Annotated in this window: 14 protein-coding genes; 3 read left to right on the top strand and 11 right to left on the bottom strand. The window is 45.3% G+C overall.

What is annotated here, in order from left to right; all coding sequences use genetic code 11:
- The first annotated feature begins 28 nt into the window (after positions 1-28).
- Positions 29-1,666 carry an eicosapentaenoate synthase subunit PfaD gene (gene pfaD / locus OCV24_RS04590; RefSeq protein ID WP_150878106.1) on the top strand — a complete coding sequence of 546 codons (1,638 nt, stop codon included), beginning with the start codon at positions 29-31 and terminating at the stop codon, positions 1,664-1,666.
- A 96-nt stretch (positions 1,667-1,762) separates the two neighbouring features.
- Here pfaD and hflX read toward each other — a convergent pair whose 3' ends face one another.
- The 10 genes from hflX to prmB form a co-directional block, all read right to left on the bottom strand.
- Positions 1,763-3,130 carry a GTPase HflX gene (gene hflX, locus OCV24_RS04585; RefSeq protein ID WP_017056924.1) on the bottom strand — a complete coding sequence of 456 codons (1,368 nt, stop codon included), beginning with the start codon at positions 3,128-3,130 and terminating at the stop codon, positions 1,763-1,765.
- 279 nt (positions 3,131-3,409) lie between these two features.
- Complete coding sequence (locus OCV24_RS04580; RefSeq protein WP_048613122.1) at positions 3,410-4,522, bottom strand: ABC transporter ATP-binding protein; 1,113 nt, start codon at positions 4,520-4,522, stop codon at positions 3,410-3,412.
- Positions 4,523-4,528: 6 nt separating this feature from the next.
- Positions 4,529-5,386 carry a carbohydrate ABC transporter permease gene (locus OCV24_RS04575; protein ID WP_150878103.1) on the bottom strand — a complete coding sequence of 286 codons (858 nt, stop codon included), beginning with the start codon at positions 5,384-5,386 and terminating at the stop codon, positions 4,529-4,531.
- The gene (locus OCV24_RS04570; protein WP_009848503.1) at positions 5,383-6,321 is read right to left on the bottom strand and encodes a carbohydrate ABC transporter permease; all 939 of its coding nucleotides are present in this window, start codon (positions 6,319-6,321) and stop codon (positions 5,383-5,385) included. The genes OCV24_RS04575 and OCV24_RS04570 overlap by 4 nt, the downstream gene beginning before the upstream one ends.
- A 181-nt stretch (positions 6,322-6,502) precedes the next feature.
- Positions 6,503-7,750: an ABC transporter substrate-binding protein gene (locus OCV24_RS04565; RefSeq protein WP_046224385.1), complete on the bottom strand. Its 1,248-nt coding sequence runs from the start codon at positions 7,748-7,750 to the stop codon at positions 6,503-6,505.
- A 110-nt stretch (positions 7,751-7,860) separates the two neighbouring features.
- Positions 7,861-9,306, bottom strand: coding sequence for an ATP-binding protein (locus OCV24_RS04560; RefSeq protein ID WP_150878100.1), 1,446 nt, complete (start codon positions 9,304-9,306; stop codon positions 7,861-7,863).
- Positions 9,307-9,351: 45 nt separating this feature from the next.
- A complete protein-coding gene (locus OCV24_RS04555) occupies positions 9,352-10,080 on the bottom strand; it encodes a response regulator (protein WP_150878098.1) in 729 nt (242 codons plus the stop codon).
- A 159-nt stretch (positions 10,081-10,239) separates the two neighbouring features.
- Entirely contained in the window at positions 10,240-11,697 is a 1,458-nt protein-coding gene (locus OCV24_RS04550) for a protein adenylyltransferase SelO (RefSeq protein ID WP_150878095.1), read from the bottom strand.
- Positions 11,698-12,184: 487 nt separating this feature from the next.
- Positions 12,185-12,826 (bottom strand): LysE family translocator, encoded by a 642-nt coding sequence (locus OCV24_RS04545; RefSeq protein WP_136980156.1) that lies wholly within the window; start codon positions 12,824-12,826, stop codon positions 12,185-12,187.
- 239 nt (positions 12,827-13,065) lie between these two features.
- The gene (gene prmB, locus OCV24_RS04540) at positions 13,066-13,998 is read right to left on the bottom strand and encodes a 50S ribosomal protein L3 N(5)-glutamine methyltransferase (RefSeq protein WP_017056915.1); all 933 of its coding nucleotides are present in this window, start codon (positions 13,996-13,998) and stop codon (positions 13,066-13,068) included.
- Between the two features lie 62 nt (positions 13,999-14,060).
- Between prmB and smrB the strand changes: the two genes are divergently transcribed.
- A complete protein-coding gene (gene smrB, locus OCV24_RS04535; protein WP_017056914.1) occupies positions 14,061-14,591 on the top strand; it encodes an endonuclease SmrB in 531 nt (176 codons plus the stop codon).
- A gap of 111 nt (positions 14,592-14,702) precedes the next feature.
- Here the strand turns inward: smrB and sixA are convergent, their stop codons facing one another.
- The gene (gene sixA / locus OCV24_RS04530) at positions 14,703-15,167 is read right to left on the bottom strand and encodes a phosphohistidine phosphatase SixA (RefSeq protein ID WP_046224380.1); all 465 of its coding nucleotides are present in this window, start codon (positions 15,165-15,167) and stop codon (positions 14,703-14,705) included.
- 305 nt (positions 15,168-15,472) lie between these two features.
- Between sixA and OCV24_RS04525 the strand changes: the two genes are divergently transcribed.
- The gene (locus OCV24_RS04525) at positions 15,473-18,250 is read left to right on the top strand and encodes an insulinase family protein (protein WP_150878092.1); all 2,778 of its coding nucleotides are present in this window, start codon (positions 15,473-15,475) and stop codon (positions 18,248-18,250) included.
- The last annotated feature ends 42 nt before the right edge of the window (positions 18,251-18,292 follow it).

Raw genomic sequence — 18,292 nt, 5'->3', positions numbered from 1 at the left:
GTGACAGAGAACTAGGAAAGAATTAATTATGACAACTCAAACTACAATTAATAACGAAAAGCTATCTCCGTGGCCTTGGCAGATCGAAGAGAACACTACACATTTCGATAACGCAGCAATGTCGACAATTTTGAAAGATTTAAGCCTTGCTTGTTACGTAGTGAACCACCCAGAAAAAGGCTTAGGCGTAAGCCAACAAGCTGAGATTGCATCAGGCGATTCAGCAAGCTCGGCTAACAGCCAACCTGTTAGCGCCTTTGCTCCCGCTCTTGGTACACAAAGCCTAGGCGACGAAGATTTTCGTCGCTGCCACGGCGTGAAATACGCTTACTACGCTGGCGCAATGGCAAATGGCATTTCATCTGAAGAGTTGGTGATTGCGCTTGGCCAAGCTGGCATTCTTTGTTCATTTGGCGCGGCGGGCTTAATCCCGTCTCGTGTTGAGCAAGCGATTAACCGTATTCAAGCAGCACTGCCAAACGGTCCTTACGCGTTTAACCTGATTCACAGCCCAAGCGAACCCGCACTAGAGCGCGGCAGTGTTGAGCTGTTTTTGAAGCACAAAGTGAAAACAGTTGAGGCTTCTGCCTTCTTAGGTCTAACACCGCAAATCGTTCACTACCGTGCCGCTGGCCTTAGCCGCGATGCACAAGGTGAGATTCAGATTGGCAACAAGGTTATTGCTAAGGTAAGCCGTACTGAAGTCGCAAGTAAGTTCATGCAGCCAGCTCCTGTAAAAATGCTGCAAGCTTTGGTTGATGAAGGCCGAATCACAACAGAACAGATGGAGCTAGCACAGCTGGTTCCTATGGCTGATGACATTACCGCAGAAGCCGATTCTGGTGGTCACACCGATAACCGCCCACTGGTTACTCTACTGCCAACGATTCTTGGGCTGAAAGAGCAAATCCAAGCTCAATATCAATTCGAAACACCGCTACGTGTCGGTTGTGGTGGTGGCGTAGGCACGCCTGACGCGGCTCTAGCAACGTTTAACATGGGTGCGGCATACATTGTTACCGGTTCTATCAACCAAGCGTGTGTTGAGGCTGGCGCGAGCGAGCACACACGTAAGCTGCTTTCGACAACCGAAATGGCTGATGTGACTATGGCTCCGGCGGCAGACATGTTCGAAATGGGCGTGAAACTGCAAGTGGTTAAACGTGGCACCTTGTTCCCAATGCGTGCGAACAAGCTGTACGAGATCTACACACGTTACGACTCGATTGAAGCGATTCCAGTAGAAGAACGTCAAAAGCTAGAGAAGCAAGTATTCCGTTCAACACTGGATGATATTTGGGCTGGTACTATGGCGCACTTTAACGAGCGCGACCCTAAACAGATCGAACGTGCAGAAGGCAATCCAAAACGTAAAATGGCGTTGATCTTCCGCTGGTACTTGGGTCTTTCGAGCCGTTGGTCAAACACAGGTGAACAAGGTCGTGAGATGGATTACCAAGTATGGGCAGGCCCAGCACTTGGCGCATTCAACGCATGGGCGAAAGACAGCTACCTAGACGATTACCAACAGCGTAATGCAGTCGACCTTGCTAAGCACTTGATGCACGGTGCGGCTTACTTAGCACGTGTTAACCTGCTGACCTCTCAAGGTATCAAGCTTGACCCAGAACTAGCACGTTGGAAGCCAACTCAAAGAATGGCATAGGCATTTCAATACAGCGTTAATTAAGCTCAACCAATAAAAAAGCGACCACTTAGGTCGCTTTTTCTTTGGACGTTCTTATCTAAATTAGATAGACGATCAAGATTTCTGCATACGCTTTTTCAGTCGAGCTAAGTCAATTTCACTAGAGCGAACGGTCAACTTAATACACTCATAGTCGTACTCTTCTTTAACCACACTCATGTTTGAGCGAATCTCACCGATGATGCCTTGGCCAGAATAAGGGATCGTGATCTCTTCTTCGATCATGCCTTCTTCAGCAACACCAACGATGTACTTGTGCAGCTTCGTAATATCTAGCGGATCACGAGTCGACGTTAGCATCGCATCTGGGAATTCTTCGATCAGCTCTAATTGCTGTTCTTCAGTCAATCTATCGCACTTATTCAGCACTAATAGCTTTTCACTTCCTTCAACGCCCACTTGTGCTAATACGTCGTGTACCACATCAAGTTGTGCGCGGAATGAAACATCAGAAGCATCAACCACATACAAAAGCAGTGAAGCATCATGCGCTTCTGCTAGCGTTGAGTGGAATGATGCAACCAGATCATGTGGCAGTTTCTTGATGAAACCCACTGTATCTGAAACAAGGATACGCGGTTGAGTGATTGGCTGAAGCGCACGAACCGTGGTGTCTAGCGTTGCGAACAGTTTATCTTCACCCACCACTTCGGTTGCGGTCATTGCACGCATCATCGAAGATTTACCAGCATTGGTGTAGCCAACTAAAGCAACAGTGAAAAGCTCCGCGCGCCTTGTGCGTCGGGTCTTCATTTCATCTTGTACGCTTACTAGCTCACGTTTAAGCGCAGCAATTTGGTCACGTACGTTACGACGGTCTAGCTCTAGCGAAGTTTCACCGGCGCCCTGACCCATTTGACGCTCTTTATCACCCTCAGCCGTTTCACGAAGTCGCGGCACTAAGTAGTTTAGACGAGCGATATCAACTTGCAGACGAGCAGTACGAGTACGAGCGTGACGGCTGAAGATTTCGATGATGATGCCAGTACGGTCAAATACTTCCACACCCAAACTCGCCTCAACAGTGCGCAGTTGAGATGGGCTTAAATCACAGTCAAAGACCACAACATCAGCGGCGCCGTATTGGAAATTGCCCGTTGGAAGATCATCAAAATCTAGCTCGTCGATTTCTGAATCAAATAGACCTGATTCATCAAGGAAGTCTTCATCTTCTGCTTCTTCAATCGAACCTTGGTAACCGGTTAGATGAGCGATTTCCGCAAGCTTACCAGCACCCAACACGTTTTGTCGTTGAGCTGAACTGTGGTGCTGCGATTGAGTACCAACCACTTTAAACCCTAGGGTTGTTACTAAGCGAGCAAGTTCGGCAAGAGACTCTTTTGCTTCGTCACCTTTGAAGTCCGGTGTCGTTATAGAAATAAGTAAAGCGTTACTAGCTGAGGGTTTTGCTGTTAGTTTCATGTATTCTTCTGTTTATGCACCAAAGTGCAACCTAGTATTTGGTCTAAAGTTGAGTCGATCCTACGCTGTTCTACGTCAGCTTTATAGAGCTAAGAGATACTAAATCGCGATATTATTGCCGTTAAAGCATTTAACTTGGTTATCCCTCTGTTTTTGTGAGGAATAAAAAGCAGCTAAAACAACGAAAAAGGCAGCATCACGTTAGTTATGACTAATTGGTGATACTACCTTTGATTTAGACATGAAGTTAGGTTGTTAAACTAACTCAGCAACTAGAAGTTAGAAGTCGATTCTCGCTTCGGTTTGAGCATCGAAGAATACCGCCTTTGATAAATCAAAATGAAGCGGCGCCATTTGCCCAACTGATACCTCAAATTCCGGTGACAATCGACACGCAACTTCTTGGTCATTCACTTTAACCATTGCAATGGTATCTGGCCCTGTCGGTTCCAATACCTCTAGCTGTAAGTCTAGCTTTGTGGAGGCAGAAACATCATCACCTTCCTGTTCGGTAATGTGTTCTGGACGCAGCCCTATCACCAATTCTTTGCCGTCTTGGTCGCGCATACTTTGTGGCAAACGAATATGGTGTTCTTGATCTGCAGTACCAACCACTTTAATAATCGGATTCTGTTCCTCATCCAAGTCCACCATGGTTTTAATGAAGTTCATTGATGGTGAACCCATAAAGCCAGCCACAAACATATTGTTGGGTTTGGTGTAGATCTCTTGCGGTGTGCCGAGCTGCTGTAGCTCGCCATCTTTCATTACTGCGATGCGATCAGCCAGTGTCATTGCCTCGATCTGATCATGGGTTACATAAACGATCGTGGTGTTGAGCTTCTGGTGCAAGCGCTTAATCTGATGACGCATCTCAACACGTAACTTGGCATCCAAGTTCGAAAGCGGCTCATCAAACAGATACAGCTTAGGGCGACGAGCTAGAGCACGGCCCATCGCGACACGTTGACGCTGACCACCAGAAAGCTGCGATGGCTTACGATCAAGCAACTGTTCTATTTGCAGCATTTCAGCGACTCGATTCACTTCAGCATCGATCTCGTCCTGAGGCATCTTGCGAATCTTCAGACCGAAAGCGATATTGCCACGTACCGTCATGTTTGGGTAAAGCGCGTAGGATTGGAATACCATCGCAATGTCGCGATCTTTAGGTTCAACCTGTGCAACGTCTATACCATCAATCACGATTTCACCCGAGCTAATGTTTTCTAACCCAGCAATGGTGTTCATTAAAGTGGATTTTCCACACCCCGAAGGGCCGACAAGTATCAAAAATTCCCCCGAATCGATACTAATGTCGATGCCCTTTAACGTTTCGTTGTCCGCGTTGCGATAGGTTTTACGGATCTGTTTTAAATCTAATGTTGCCATGGGTAATTATCCTTTTACTGATCCTGCCGTTAGGCCACGAACAAAATATTTTCCTGCGAAGACATACACCAACAGCGTTGGCAGTGCGGCGATGATCGCGGCAGCCATGTCGACGTTGTATTCTTTAACGCCAGTGCTGGTGTTGACTAAGTTGTTTAATGCCACGGTGATTGGCTGAGTTTCTGAGCCCGAATACACCACCCCGAACAAGAAATCATTCCAGATAGCGGTAAACTGCCAGATCACCGTCACCATGATGATTGGCGTTGAGATCGGTAATAAGATCTTGAAGAAGATGGTAAAGAAGCCAGCACCATCGAGCTTTGCCGCCATGATCAATTCATCGGGAATCGAAATGTAGAAATTACGGAAAAACAGTGTGGTAAACGCCATGCCGTAGATAACGTGGACAATCACCAAGCCAATCGTGGTGTTCGCTAAACCCATCTTGCCAAGCATGGTTGCCATTGGTAGTAGCACCACTTGGAATGGAATAAAGCAGCCAAAAAGCAACAAACTAAAGAACAGGTTTGAACCTCTAAATTGCCATTTCGTCACCACATAACCATTGAATGCACCGAGCAATGTTGAAATCGCAACCGCAGGAATCACCATTTGGAATGAGTTCCAGAAGTAGCCTTTGATGCCTTCACATTTCACGCCCGTACAAGCCGTATCCCACGCTTTATACCAAGCATCGAACACCCACTCTTTCGGCAAGCTCATCAAATTACCCGCCTTGATATCAGGCAGAGTTTTGAATGAGGTCAGCACCATCACGAACAATGGCATTAGATACACTAAACAGAAGAAAAGCAGTGCTGAATAGATAAAGATTCGAGCAAAGTTGACGTTATTCATCATGACTTTTTCTCCCTAAGTTCAGAGTAAAGATAAGGCACGAGAATCGCTAAAATACCAGCAAGCATCATCATGGCACTGGCAGCACCAAGGCCGATTTGACCACGAGTAAAAGAGTGGGCGTACATGAATAGTGCAGGTAGATCCGATGAATAGCCCGGGCCACCCGCCGTCATTGCGGTCACAAGGTCGAAGCTCTTAATCGCAATGTGTGACGTGATGATCACCGCGCTGAAAACCACAGGGCGCAAGCAAGGCAGAATGATTTTGAGATAGATAGTGGGTAAGCTTGCTCCATCAATTTGTGCCGCTTTGATGATTGATGAATCGATGCCACGCAGACCGGCTAAGAACATCGCCATCACAAACCCTGAAGACTGCCAAAGTGCCGCGATAACCAAGGTATACACCGACATTTCAGAGTCGACTAGCCAATCAAATTTGAAGTCAGTGAATCCCCAATCTTGCATCAGCTTTTCAATACCAAGACCTGGATTAAGAATCCATTTCCACGCCGTACCTGTCACAATGAATGACAACGCCATTGGGTAGAGATAGATAGTACGAATCGCCCCTTCTTGGCGGATGTTCTGGTCAAGCAATACCGCTAAACCAACACCAAGTAAGATGGCAATCGCCATAAATAGAAAACCAAACACACCGAGGTTGGTGATTGAGGTGATCCAGCGATCGTTATCCATCAGCTTTTCATATTGGGTTAAACCAACGAAGTTAAAACTTGGCAGAAATCGAGAGTTAGTGAACGACAGCGCTGCCGTCCAAAATATATAGCCGTAGATACACACCACGGTCACTAACGCGGTCGGCGCCAGTACTATTTTAGGTAACCAATGTTGCAACCTGTCAGCAAAACTCGGTTTCGGTGCAGGCTGGCTCCTTGTGGGTTTTGGAGTCGACTCAGTCAAAACATGCTCCATAACTTATCCTTGTTGCACAATCGAGCCGATGGCTTACCTTTCGGCACCACATCAGCATCACGCATATCAGAATTGGGAGTGAAGAGTAGATAGGCTCCCTACGAGCCTACCTACCCTGGGGGTTTGGTAAAGCAACACAACCCGTCACTGACGTGCATTGTGTGTCGCTTATCAAGTTAGATTAGATAGCCGCCTTCACTGCTTTCGCTAACTTAGCCGCCGCTTCTTTTGGATCGGCATCTTTTTCGTTGAAGAAGTTGGTTACCACGTCATAGATAGCGCCTTGAGCGTAGCTTGTTGTCGCTAGGCCATGAGCCATACTTGGAACAAGATCGCCAGATTCCGCACTCGCTTTGAAGGTAGCCATTGAATCCAACGCACATTGGTCGAACTTAGACATGTCCATATCTAGACGTACAGGGATAGAACCCTTGTTAAGGTTGAAGACTTCTTGGAAATCTTTAGTAAGAATGGTTTTCGCTAAATCTTGCTGCGCTTCTTGGTTCTCTTTGTCACTCAGCTCAAAGAACGCAAAGCTATCGATGTTGAAAGTGAATTGACCATCAGTACCTGGAGCCGGAGCACAGATGTAGTCTTTACCCGGTACTTTGCCTGCCGCAGTAAATTCGCCTTTCGCCCAGTCACCCATGATCTGCATCGCGGCTTCGCCATTGATAACCATTGAAGTTGCTACGTTCCAATCACGACCTGGAGAGTTGCTGTCGATGTAGTCACGCATCTTTTTGAACTTGGTGAACACTTCCACCATTTTATCGCCAGATAACACGTCCATATCCAGATCAACGAACGCTTTGTTGTAATCTTCACTGCCTAGAACATCAAGAGCCACCGCTTCGAATACGGTCGCGTCTTGCCAAGGTTGACCACCGTGAGCCAGTGGAATGAAGCCAGCCGCTTTAATCTTGTCTGCGGCAACAAAGAACTCATCTAACGTAGTTGGAACCGTCACGCCTGATTTTTCTAAAACAACAGGGTTCGCCCATAGCCAGTTAACACGGTGAACGTTGACAGGAACCGCCACATATTCTCCGTCCCACTTCATCACTTTAGTGACAACTTCTGGCAGTAGCTCATCCCATTTTTCTTGTTTCGCCGTTGCATCGAGAGACGTTAGAAAACCTAAACCACCCCACTCTTGAATATCATGACCTTTGATCTGCGCGGCAGATGGAGGATTGCCCGACACTGCTCGAGTTTTCAAAACAGTCATCGCACTTTCACCGCCGCCACCAGCAACAGCGAAATCTTTCCAAGTATGACCTTGTTCTTCAATCATCTCTTTCAGTACCGCTGCGGATTTCGCCTCGCCACCGGCAGTCCACCAGTGAAGTACTTCCACTTCACCGGCTTGAGAAAATGTTGAGGCTGCAAGAAGAGATAGAGTAAGTAGGGTTTTATTGATTTTCATTATAATCTTCCATGTTTAGCGGACTCGACGTCCGGTTCAATAAAGAGTCTACTTATTTTGATTTTTAGGATTGAAACAAAAGGTAAGCCTTATGTAACACAATTGTTACATTACACTTCTAAGCCTGTCGGGATATAGACTTTGGCTTCTAAGCCACCTTGAGAGGAGTTGCGAATAATGAGATCTCCGCCGTGTCCGTGTAGGATATTTCGGCAGATCCCTAGGCCAAGTCCATGTCCTTGATCATCCGTTGCTAACCTAAAGTAAGGTTCAAAAACTAACTCTAGCTTGCCTTCTGGAATACCGTTACCACGGTCTTGAATAGTGACAATAACCCAAAACTCATCACCACTGATTTCAACAACTGCTGAGGAACCATACTTAACTGCGTTATCGATTAAGTTGGTCAGTACACGCTTTATCGCCAGTGGTTTAGCGACCAATGGCTCAATGACGACCGGTTCGAACTCTACCTTCGTTTGGTACTGGTTATGAGATTCAATCACAGAGAGCACCATTTCATTGAGGTCAATAATGGCATTGTTCTCGTGTAGATCGGTGTCTCTTACCGCTTGCAAAGCACCTTTGACCATCATCTCAAGCTCATCAAGATCTTTGTTGAACTTGTCTTTCTTTACTTCACTCTCCAACAACTCTGCACGCAATCTTAGACGTGTTATTGGTGTCTTTAAGTCATGGGAGATCGCAGAAAAAAGGTGCTCTCGGTCGGCAACATAGCGACGAATCCGTTGCTGCATGCGATTAAAGGCTCGGGTTGCGGTGACCAGTTCAGTCGCCCCTTCTTCTTTCAGTTGGGGTTGCTGAATGTCCATACTCATCTCATTAGCTGCTCTTGCTAACTTTTTCAGAGGACGCACTTGGCGACGAATCATCAAGTAAGTTAGAACCAGCAGAATAAGCGTTGAAGAAACTAAGAAGATCACCTGCTCTCTGCCAAGAATCGTATCGTCGAGTTTCACATATGGAGCAGGCAACAATGCCGCAATGTATACCCATTCGTGACTGGTCAATTCGATTTGTACAACCAGAATGGGTGGATTCAGCGGTTCTAACGTTAAAGTATGATGTGCCCAAGATCGCGGGAGATCGCTTAAATAGATGTCATTTTTGAGCAAGCGAAGGTGTTCAGGACGAGAAAAATCAACCCGCACTGATTCTACTTTATTGAGCTTGTTACTCAACACACTTTGTATGGCCTCTATCGAGGCGGTTTTTAAGCGAGTATCGGGTATCGGCTCGACAATCAGCGCCTCTTTATTGAAAGAGACAAAGAAACGCGTCCCGCCCATATTTCTAATTTGGTCTAACACGATATGGCGATATTTGACGGGCAAAGACTGAAAGAAAGCCACCGTTGAAGCAAACATGTTCGCCATGCTCGATGAAGCCGAACGAATGCCTTCCAGTTCTTTATGTTTGGATTCGCTATACCAAATAGACGTTGCGATACCTTGAGCAATCACCACAGCTAACAAGGTCAACAACAAGGTTCTTGCGACCAAGGAGTTGGGCTTTAACCGACTCATCCAGTTCATAGGAAGTACTTCATTGGCAAGGCGTTCATTAACAGCACTTGATTATCAGTGTTCATACTGAACAGGCACAGCGAGGATATAGCCATTGCCGCGCATGGTTTTGATGTAGTGAGGATACTTGCCACTGTCGCCCAATCGGCTTCTCAGACGACTAAGCTGCACATCAATGCCTCGCTCAAAAGGCAACGCTTCACGGCCTCTGGTCGCGAATGAGATAGTGTCACGGTCGAGAACTTCGTTAGGGCGGGTTAAGAACAACATCAACAGAGAAAAATCACTACCCGACAAGTCCAACTCTTCCGAGTGTTCATTGTGGGAAATTCGATGCGCTAACGTATCAAGCGTCCAATCACCAAAAACGATTTGCTTTGGCAGTGCATCACTTGGCTTGTCATCCACCACTTGAACGCGGCGTAATAACGCTTTGATACGCGCCATTAACTGACGAGGGCTAAACGGCTTGGCAATGTAATCATCAGCACCAATTTCTAAGCCGATAATCTGGTCGGTTTCATCCGATACGGCAGTCAGCATGATGATAGGCACATTCGATTGCTTACGGACGCGTTGACACAAGGTAAAACCGTCGTCACCGGGTAGCATCACATCAAGCAGAATCAGATCTGGATAACCTTGGTTTTGCAGATGAGCTTCTAGTTCAACACCGTCTCCCACAGAAGAAACATCGAAACCAGATTTTGTGAGGTACTCTTCCAGCAGCTCGCGGATTTCTTGATCATCATCCACCACGAGAATTCGAGTATTTGTTGGCATCGCCCAAACCTATTAAATTTACAACTTATTCACATAGTGTATAGGCTGGCCGATTGTTTGATTATTGACATGTTTGTAAAGTTAGAAGAACAAACAGATAAAGATCACAACTTAGTGACCTCTATCTGAATCTTTAGGGCTTAATCCGCTATTGGTTGGTTATGAAGAGCAGCTGATCTCCATGGCTTTACCCCACTCAGGAGGTAGAGCCGCCAGGTATTCATAATCCGGGTGTTCCGCATAAGGGTCAGCCAGTACCACCATCAAAGCGTCAATATCACTGCTATCACCGCGCTCTGCTTTGTCGATAGCTAGCTGAGCTAGGTAGTTTCTAAGGATGAATTTAGGGTTTACTTGCCTCATCTTTTCGCAGCGCTCGGCGACTGAACCCTCTTCCAGTTCGCAGCGTTGTAAGTAGTTATCTACCCACAGTTTTGCGGCCTCTCGGTCGATAACCAAATCAATCACTTTTTGTGGCGACAAGGTGTCTAGGTTAGACAGCGTTCTAAAGAACCTTGGGTAGTCGACTTTATTTTGTGACATCAGCTCGAACATAGATTCGAACAAACGACTGTCGCCTTCTTGTTTCGAAAGCAGCCCCAATTTACGACGCATCATCTGACTGAAATAACCGTTCATTTGTGGTTCGTACTGCTCTAAAGCCGCCTCTAAGTCGGCCTTATCAACCAGCGGAGAAAGTGAGTGAGCCAGTGCCGACAGGTTCCAAAGCCCTATTCTTGGTTGCTGATTAAAGGCATAGCGCCCTTGGTAATCCGAGTGATTACAGATCAAGCGAGGGTCGTATTCGTCAAGGAAGGCGAATGGCCCGTAATCGAATGTTTGCCCGATAATCGACATGTTATCGGTGTTCATCACGCCATGAGCAAAACCATTCGCTTGCCACAACGCGACCATTTCCGCAGTACGATCGACAATCTCATTAAACATGTCTGCGTAGGGTTTCTCTTCATCGAGGCATTCTGGGAAGTGCCATTCGATGACTTTATCAGCCAGTAATTTATGTTCTGCCAACTGATTGGTATAAAACAGGTGTTCAAAGTGACCGAAACGGATATGTGACTCAGCAGCACGCACCAACAATGCGCCCCACTCTTGCTTCTCACGATAAACTGGCGTGTCACTGGTCATCATGGCTAATGCACGTGTGGTTGGGATATTAAGCCCCGCCATCGCTTCGCTACATAAGTACTCGCGAACCGTTGATCGAATAACAGCGCGTCCATCCCCCATACGAGAATAAGGCGTTTTACCTGCACCTTTGAGGTGTAAATCGAACGTTTCACCACTTTTAGCGACAATTTGAGCTAATAACAGCCCCCTTCCATCACCTAAATCAGGGTTATAAGAGCCAAACTGGTGACCTGCGTATTTCATTGCTACAGGCGAAAACTGCTCAGGTTCAACCTTGCCCGACAACGTCTCAAGCAATTCCTCTGAAGCATCATCAAATGACGGAAAGCCGAGTTCATCCGCAAGGTTATGGTTCCATGCGAGCCATTGGACATTGCTGAGCGGTGTAGGTTGAATTGGGGTATAGAACAGTCGAGGTAATGCAGTAAATCGATTGTTAAATGAAATAGAATCCCAGACAGACATGAGAGATACACTGTAGATAAAAGATAACTTAAGATTATCACAGTTTAATAACAACTTCAGATCAGGTTATGCAGTGAGTCTTTTCAGGTAAGGGGTTAATCAGACAAAGAGATTATTCAGAGAAAAAGGTTAAGTGGCTAGCCTGATGAGAAGAGCCACATTTAAGAGAGGAAGAGTTCTAACTTTGAAGACTTTTTAACAAGTGTGTTCATAATAAAAACTAAAAATATAGAGCCATAAAGCTGACTACATTAGAGCAAGAATACCCACTAGAGACAGGGTAGAGAAAAGCCAAGTGCGGCTGATAACGCCAAAGTTACTGTGTTGAATCATTTCTTGATGCTGCATATGTCTCTCCTTGAGAACGTGATGGTGTAACTACAATATATCGGCTTTTCGATAAAATCAGCAAGCATATTAATATTAACCTTTTATGACAGCATTAAGAATTTTCTGTAACTATTCAGCCCTTTGATAAATCGAAAAGTTATGCTCGGCTTGTCGTCGAAAGTAGCGCTCCTGCACCAATAAACACGCCCCCTGTAACACGGTTAAATACCTTGGCTCGACCCTTGGCAAATAACCAAGTTGATGATTTTGCACCTAGGTAGGCGTAGACCAATAACCAAGACAATTCCATGACAACGAAGGTCAAAGCGAACACCACAAATTGAGGAAATATCGCTATCGAAGGGTCAATAAACTGAGGGAAAAGTGCGGTAAAAAATAGGATAGCTTTGGGATTGCTCGCACCAACAATGAAACCACTTAAGTAATGCTGCGCAGCACTTTCTTTAACAGATTTAGAATCGGATTGTTGAGTCGACAGGTTGTCATAATCTTGCTGACTTGACCGTAGCGACTTCCAACCGAGATAAATAAGATAAGCCGCACCAGTCCATTTTATGACATTAAATACCATTTCAGACGAAGCAATAATCACCCCTAGCCCGGTAAACGATAAGGTTAGAATTCCAGTAATCGCAGTTAAGCTACCCAGCGCGGTAAATATCGATAATTTAAAGCCAGATTGCACACCTTTGGTCATGCATAATAAAGAGCTTGGCCCGGGCGAAGCCGTTAAGATCAGCACCGCTAATAAATAATAAATCCATGTATCAAAGCTCATCGCGAATTCTCCTTAACTCACTAAAACGACTAAACATTGACCGTTAATATGTGATAGTTATTCATATTAAGCAACTAAATAATATGCAACGAATCCTCAACGCTAAGCCCCGATATCCAAAATGTAGGCAATAAAAAACGCCATGCATTGCTGCATGGCGTTTAAATTAATACAGAGCGGGTTTCTCTAATAACGAAGGTAACCCGAATCTAATCAAAAAAGCTTTTTCGATACAAAGCTTAGTCTTTGTAGATAGAGAACTCATCTGCGCAAGCCACTAACTGCTCGCGAGTGATCATGAATACACCGTGACCACCGTTTGAGAATTCAATCCAAGTGAATGGAAGCTCTGGGTACTGATCCATCATATGAACCATTGAGTTGCCAACTTCACAGATCAGAATACCATCATCAGTTAGGTAGTCTGGTGCGTTTGCTAAGATGCGGCGAACCAATTTAAGTCCGTCTGTACCTGCAGCTAGGCCAAGTTCTGGTTCGTGTGTGAACTCATCTGGCAGGCTGTTCATATCTTCTTCGTCCACGTAAGGTGGATTCGATACGATCAGGTTGTATTTTTCTTTTGGCAAATCACGGAAAAGATCTGAACGGATTGGGAACACTTGTTGCTCCATGCCGTGATCTTGAACGTTCTGCTCTGCAACTTGAAGTGCGTCAGTAGAGATATCAATCGCATCCACTTCTGCATCAGGGAAAGCATGAGCACATGCAATCGCAATACAGCCACTACCCGTACACATATCCATGATACGAACAGGTTCTTCAGTTAACCAAGGTTGAAATTGAGCTTCGATCAGCTCACCAATTGGAGAACGAGGCACAAGAACACGCTCGTCAACAAAGAACTCAAGGCCACAGAACCAAGCTTTGTTGGTTAGGTAAGCCGTTGGTGTACGATCATTGATACGCTTGATCACGCGCTCAACAATACGCAGACGTTCGCTGCTTGTTAAACGAGAGTTCATCACATGCGAAGGAACATCAATCGGCAGATAAAGAGTAGGTAAAATAAGTTGTACCGCCTCATCCCACGCGTTATCAGTGCCGTGACCATAAAATAGGCCCGCTGCATTAAAGCGGCTAACAGTCCAACGAATCACATCTTGAAGCGTGTGTAGTTCTGATACCGCTTCTTCTACAAAAATCTTATCCAAAATTGTCTCCGAAAAGCGCTACAATACCGCTAATTACGTTTCTAATTAGAATTCATAACCTGATGAGCAAAAAAGACACCGACTTCGATGACGATTTCGCCCTATTCAATGATGCAGTAAAGGGCGTTAAAAAGTTGCGACAGGATACCATAGTCCAGCAGCCAAAAAGAAATGCCAAGCAAAAAGAAATTACGCGAACGGCGAGACAAGCCAGTGACAGCGAGTTTTATTTCTCGGATGAATTTATTCCGCACCTTAGCGAAGACGGCCCAACACGTTATGCGCGTGATGATGTCTCTAAATATGAGGTGAAGCGCCTGCGTCGTGGTGTCTACGTACCAGATGTGTATCTCGATATGCACGGTATGACTCAACAAGAAGCGAAACGCGAATTAGGTGCAATGATTGCCCACTGCGTAAAAGAGAGCGTGGCGTGTGCCTGCGTTCAACATGGTATTGGTAAACACATCCTTAAACAAAAGGTGCCTTTGTGGTTAGCGCAGCACCCGGACATAATGGCTTTTCATCAAGCGCCATTAGAGTTTGGTGGCCATGGTGCACTGTTGGTTTTAATTTCGATCCCTGAGAAATGATCTGTTGGCCTGTTAAGAATTCCAACGTCAAATACAGCAAAGGGTATCTCAAATAATTGGGATACCCTTTTCTTTGTTACCTTTCAGCATGCAGCTTCTCTAAAGCCTCGCCTATGGATTAATATTCCAAAGTAACTCGCCTCTTTGTGTCTCTAGCTCAAAGTCGATACAGGCCAAACCTGAAGTCGGAAACATAGGTGGCGCCATACCTGTTGCGAACTCCGCAGTTAAGTAGCCCACTAAAGGTAAATGAGACACAAATAAAACAGTCTCTAGCTTTTCCACTTCCGTCATCGCTAAGGTCAAATCAAACACGTCGTCAGACATTCCATAAGGAGTAATATCATCACAGGTTTCAACTTTCTTTGCAGAAAACACCTGAGAGATCTCTAACCACGTTTCTTGTGCTCTTAAGTAGGGGCTTACCAGTACTTTATCAAATTGACTTATGCCTTGCTCATTTGCCGCTTGCGCGACCGCAAGAGACGCCATTTTACCGCGCTGAGTTAACGCACGCTCTGCATCAGAGTTTGCAAAATTTTCTGCTTCACCGTGGCGCATTATGAATACTTTCATGCTCAATCCTGTCTACGTAACATTTCGAGAGTTGATATATCCCATATCAACGATACGCTACTTAGCGTTTGGCTCTCAGTCCAGAGAAAACGCAGTCTATATAAATAATTATATCAAGTCACTTGCTAAAGAGTTCGACTTTCTTAACAATCTTATTAAAAGAAAATAAATTACTGATAAAAATCGATAAAAGATGATTTTTAAGTCGCTAAAAATCTCTTCATATCCCAAAAAATGATCACAACGTTTGCACGCCGAATCATCGGGTACATAATTTAAAAACCACCTTCTCTGGAGATGCTCCTGTGCACTTAAGCCCCAATGATGAACATCAATACCGTTACATAACCTTAAATAACGGGTTACGCGTACTGTTAGTTCAGGACCCAAATGCTCAAAAAGCCGCAGCCGCACTCGCCGTTAATGTGGGGCACTTTGATGACCCTACAGACCGAGAGGGTTTAGCTCACTACTTAGAGCATATGCTATTTTTGGGAACTGAAAAGTACCCAAAGGTCGGAGAGTTCCAAAGCTTTATCAGCCAACATGGCGGTAGCAACAATGCATGGACGGGCACAGAGCACACCTGCTTCTTTTTTGATGTTGAATTGAATGCATTTGAAACCGCACTCGATCGCTTCAGCCAATTTTTTACTGCTCCCCTGTTCAATGAAGAAGCATTAGATAAAGAACGTCAAGCGGTTGATTCAGAATATAAAATGAAACTCAACGACGATTCACGACGCTTGTACCAAGTGACCAAAGAGCTGGTGAATCGCAATCATCCATTCTCGAAGTTTTCTGTCGGTAATATCGATACGTTAGGAGACAGAGACGGTGAGACGATTCGCCAAGAGATCTTATCGTTCCACCAGCAACAATATTCTGCAGACCTAATGACGCTGACACTGTCTGGCGATCAATCATTAGATAAAATGCAAGGCTGGGTTGAGGAACGCTTTAGCTCAATTACCAATCACAACCTGCAAGGTAAAAAAGTTCAAGAACCAATTATTGGCGAGTTAAGCACAGGCGTTCAAGTACACGTCGAACCAATAAAAGAAGTACGCAAACTCATACTCACCTTTCCTATGCCAAGCATGGACGAACACTACGGCGTTAAGCCCTTGTCGTTCTTTGCTCACCTTTTAGGTTACGAAGGTGAAGGCAGTTTAATGATGCAGTTGAAAGAGAAAGGTTGGATCACTTCTCTCTCAGCCGGTGGTGGCGCAAGTGGCAGTAACTATCGTGATTTCACCGTCAGTTGCTCGTTGACCATCGAAGGTTTAACCAAAACCGATAACATCATCCAAGCAGTGTTTCAATACATCAAGTTGATTAAACAGCAGGGCATTGAAGAGTGGCGTTATCTAGAAAAACGCGCTGTGTTAGAATCAGCGTTCCGCTTTCAAGAGCCAGCAAGGCCACTTGATTTAGTCAGCCATCTGGTGCTCAACATGCAACACTATCAAAAACAAGATGTGGTATATGGCGACTATAAAATGTCACATTTCGATGACGAATTACAGCGTTCTTTACTCCCCTACTTAACCGCCGACAACATGCGCGCGACCATTGTGGCTCAAGGCTTCGAGTATGATAGAAAAGCAAAATGGTACTACACGCCCTACTCAGTGACACCTTTTAGCCCAGAGCAAACTCAAAGCTTTATGTGCATTAATCCTGGTTGGCAGTTTGAGCTTCCAAGCAAAAACCCATTTATTTGCTACGACTTGGATCCGGCAGAGCTCGAAGGTGACGCTAAGTATCCTCTACTATTAGAAAAGTTGGATGGATTTAAACTGTGGCACCTGCAAGACCATCAATTTCGAGTACCAAAAGGTGTCGTTTATATCGCTATCGATAGCCCACATTCAGTAGCCAGTCCTAGAAACATCGTCAAAACACGCTTATGTGTAGAGATGTTTTTGGATTCTCTAGAGAAAGATACCTATCAAGCTGAAATCGCGGGTATGGGTTACAATATGTATACCCATCAAGGAGGGGTAACCCTGACTCTTTCTGGATTTAGCGAAAAGCAACCGCAATTGCTAAATATGATCCTTGAACGCTTTCAAGCTCGTGAATTTAGTCCAGCCCGCTTCGAAACCATTAAGCACCAACTGCTTAGGGGTTGGAGCAATGCGTCGCAAGATCGCCCTCTTTCACAACTGTTTAATGCCATGACTGGGATACTGCAACCAAATAACCCTCCTTATTCGGTTCTAATTGAAGCGCTAGATACTATTGAAGTCGATGAGTTGTCCTCATTTGTTCAATCGATATTAGCCGAACTTCATGTTGAGATGTTTGTGTATGGCGATTGGAGGCAAGCGGATGCTCTCAAGATGGCTGAAACGTTAAAAGATACATTACGTGTCCAAGATCAAGCTTATGAAGAGTCACTGCGACCGCTAATCATGCTGGGTGAAAATGGTAGCTTCCAGCGTGAAGTCATGTGTAATCAGGATGATTCTGCCATCGTGGTTTACTACCAATGTGCTGATATTTCACCTAAAAATATTGCGCTGTATTCATTGGCCAACCATTTGATGTCAGCCACCTTCTTCCATGAGATTCGTACCAAGCAGCAGCTAGGCTATATGGTCGGCACTGGCAATATGCCGCTCAACCGACATCCAGGTATTGTGTTGTACGTGCAATCACCAAATGCCGCTCCGGCAGACTTGTTAGCCTCAATAGATGAGTTCCTCAATGCCTTTTACATGGTGCTGTTGGAGCTGAATGACTACCAATGGCACAGCAGTAAACGCGGTCTCTGGAATCAAATTTCAACGCCTGATACGACTTTGCGCGGTCGTGCTCAGCGCTTATGGGTTGCTATAGGTAATAAAGATATTGAGTTCAACCAAAGAGAGCGTGTATTGGAAGAGCTTAAAGAGTTGACTCGCTCGGACATGATGCGTTTTGTGGTTAGCCAACTGAAGCCACGCACGGCCAATCGTCTAATTATGCACGCTCACGGTAATGCTCATCAGGACGAAGAGAAGCTGTCGGCGGGTGTGGAAATAGGCTCGATTGATGAGTTTCAGTTACGACCTAAAGACTGCCAGCTTGGTTAATAAGACTGGAATACAAACCAGAATAAACTAAAAAAGCCCGTA

This window comes from Vibrio kanaloae (assembly GCF_024347535.1).
Lineage (GTDB): Bacteria > Pseudomonadota > Gammaproteobacteria > Enterobacterales > Vibrionaceae > Vibrio > Vibrio kanaloae.
The sequence above is the reverse complement of the archived record's forward strand: the minus strand, read 5'-3'. Positions and strand labels throughout refer to the sequence as shown.

Excerpts from the sequence above, each read along its gene's own strand:
- pfaD (WP_150878106.1), top strand. The coding sequence starts at position 29 with ATGACAACTCAAACTACAATTAATAACGAAAAGCTATCTCCGTGGCCT.
- hflX (WP_017056924.1), bottom strand. The coding sequence starts at position 3,130 with ATGAAACTAACAGCAAAACCCTCAGCTAGTAACGCTTTACTTATTTCT.
- OCV24_RS04580 (WP_048613122.1), bottom strand. The coding sequence starts at position 4,522 with ATGGCAACATTAGATTTAAAACAGATCCGTAAAACCTATCGCAACGCG.
- OCV24_RS04575 (WP_150878103.1), bottom strand. The coding sequence starts at position 5,386 with ATGATGAATAACGTCAACTTTGCTCGAATCTTTATCTATTCAGCACTG.
- OCV24_RS04570 (WP_009848503.1), bottom strand. The coding sequence starts at position 6,321 with ATGGAGCATGTTTTGACTGAGTCGACTCCAAAACCCACAAGGAGCCAG.
- OCV24_RS04565 (WP_046224385.1), bottom strand. The coding sequence starts at position 7,750 with ATGAAAATCAATAAAACCCTACTTACTCTATCTCTTCTTGCAGCCTCA.
- OCV24_RS04560 (WP_150878100.1), bottom strand. The coding sequence starts at position 9,306 with ATGAACTGGATGAGTCGGTTAAAGCCCAACTCCTTGGTCGCAAGAACC.
- OCV24_RS04555 (WP_150878098.1), bottom strand. The coding sequence starts at position 10,080 with ATGCCAACAAATACTCGAATTCTCGTGGTGGATGATGATCAAGAAATC.
- OCV24_RS04550 (WP_150878095.1), bottom strand. The coding sequence starts at position 11,697 with ATGTCTGTCTGGGATTCTATTTCATTTAACAATCGATTTACTGCATTA.
- OCV24_RS04545 (WP_136980156.1), bottom strand. The coding sequence starts at position 12,826 with ATGAGCTTTGATACATGGATTTATTATTTATTAGCGGTGCTGATCTTA.
- smrB (WP_017056914.1), top strand. The coding sequence starts at position 14,061 with ATGAGCAAAAAAGACACCGACTTCGATGACGATTTCGCCCTATTCAAT.
- sixA (WP_046224380.1), bottom strand. The coding sequence starts at position 15,167 with ATGAAAGTATTCATAATGCGCCACGGTGAAGCAGAAAATTTTGCAAAC.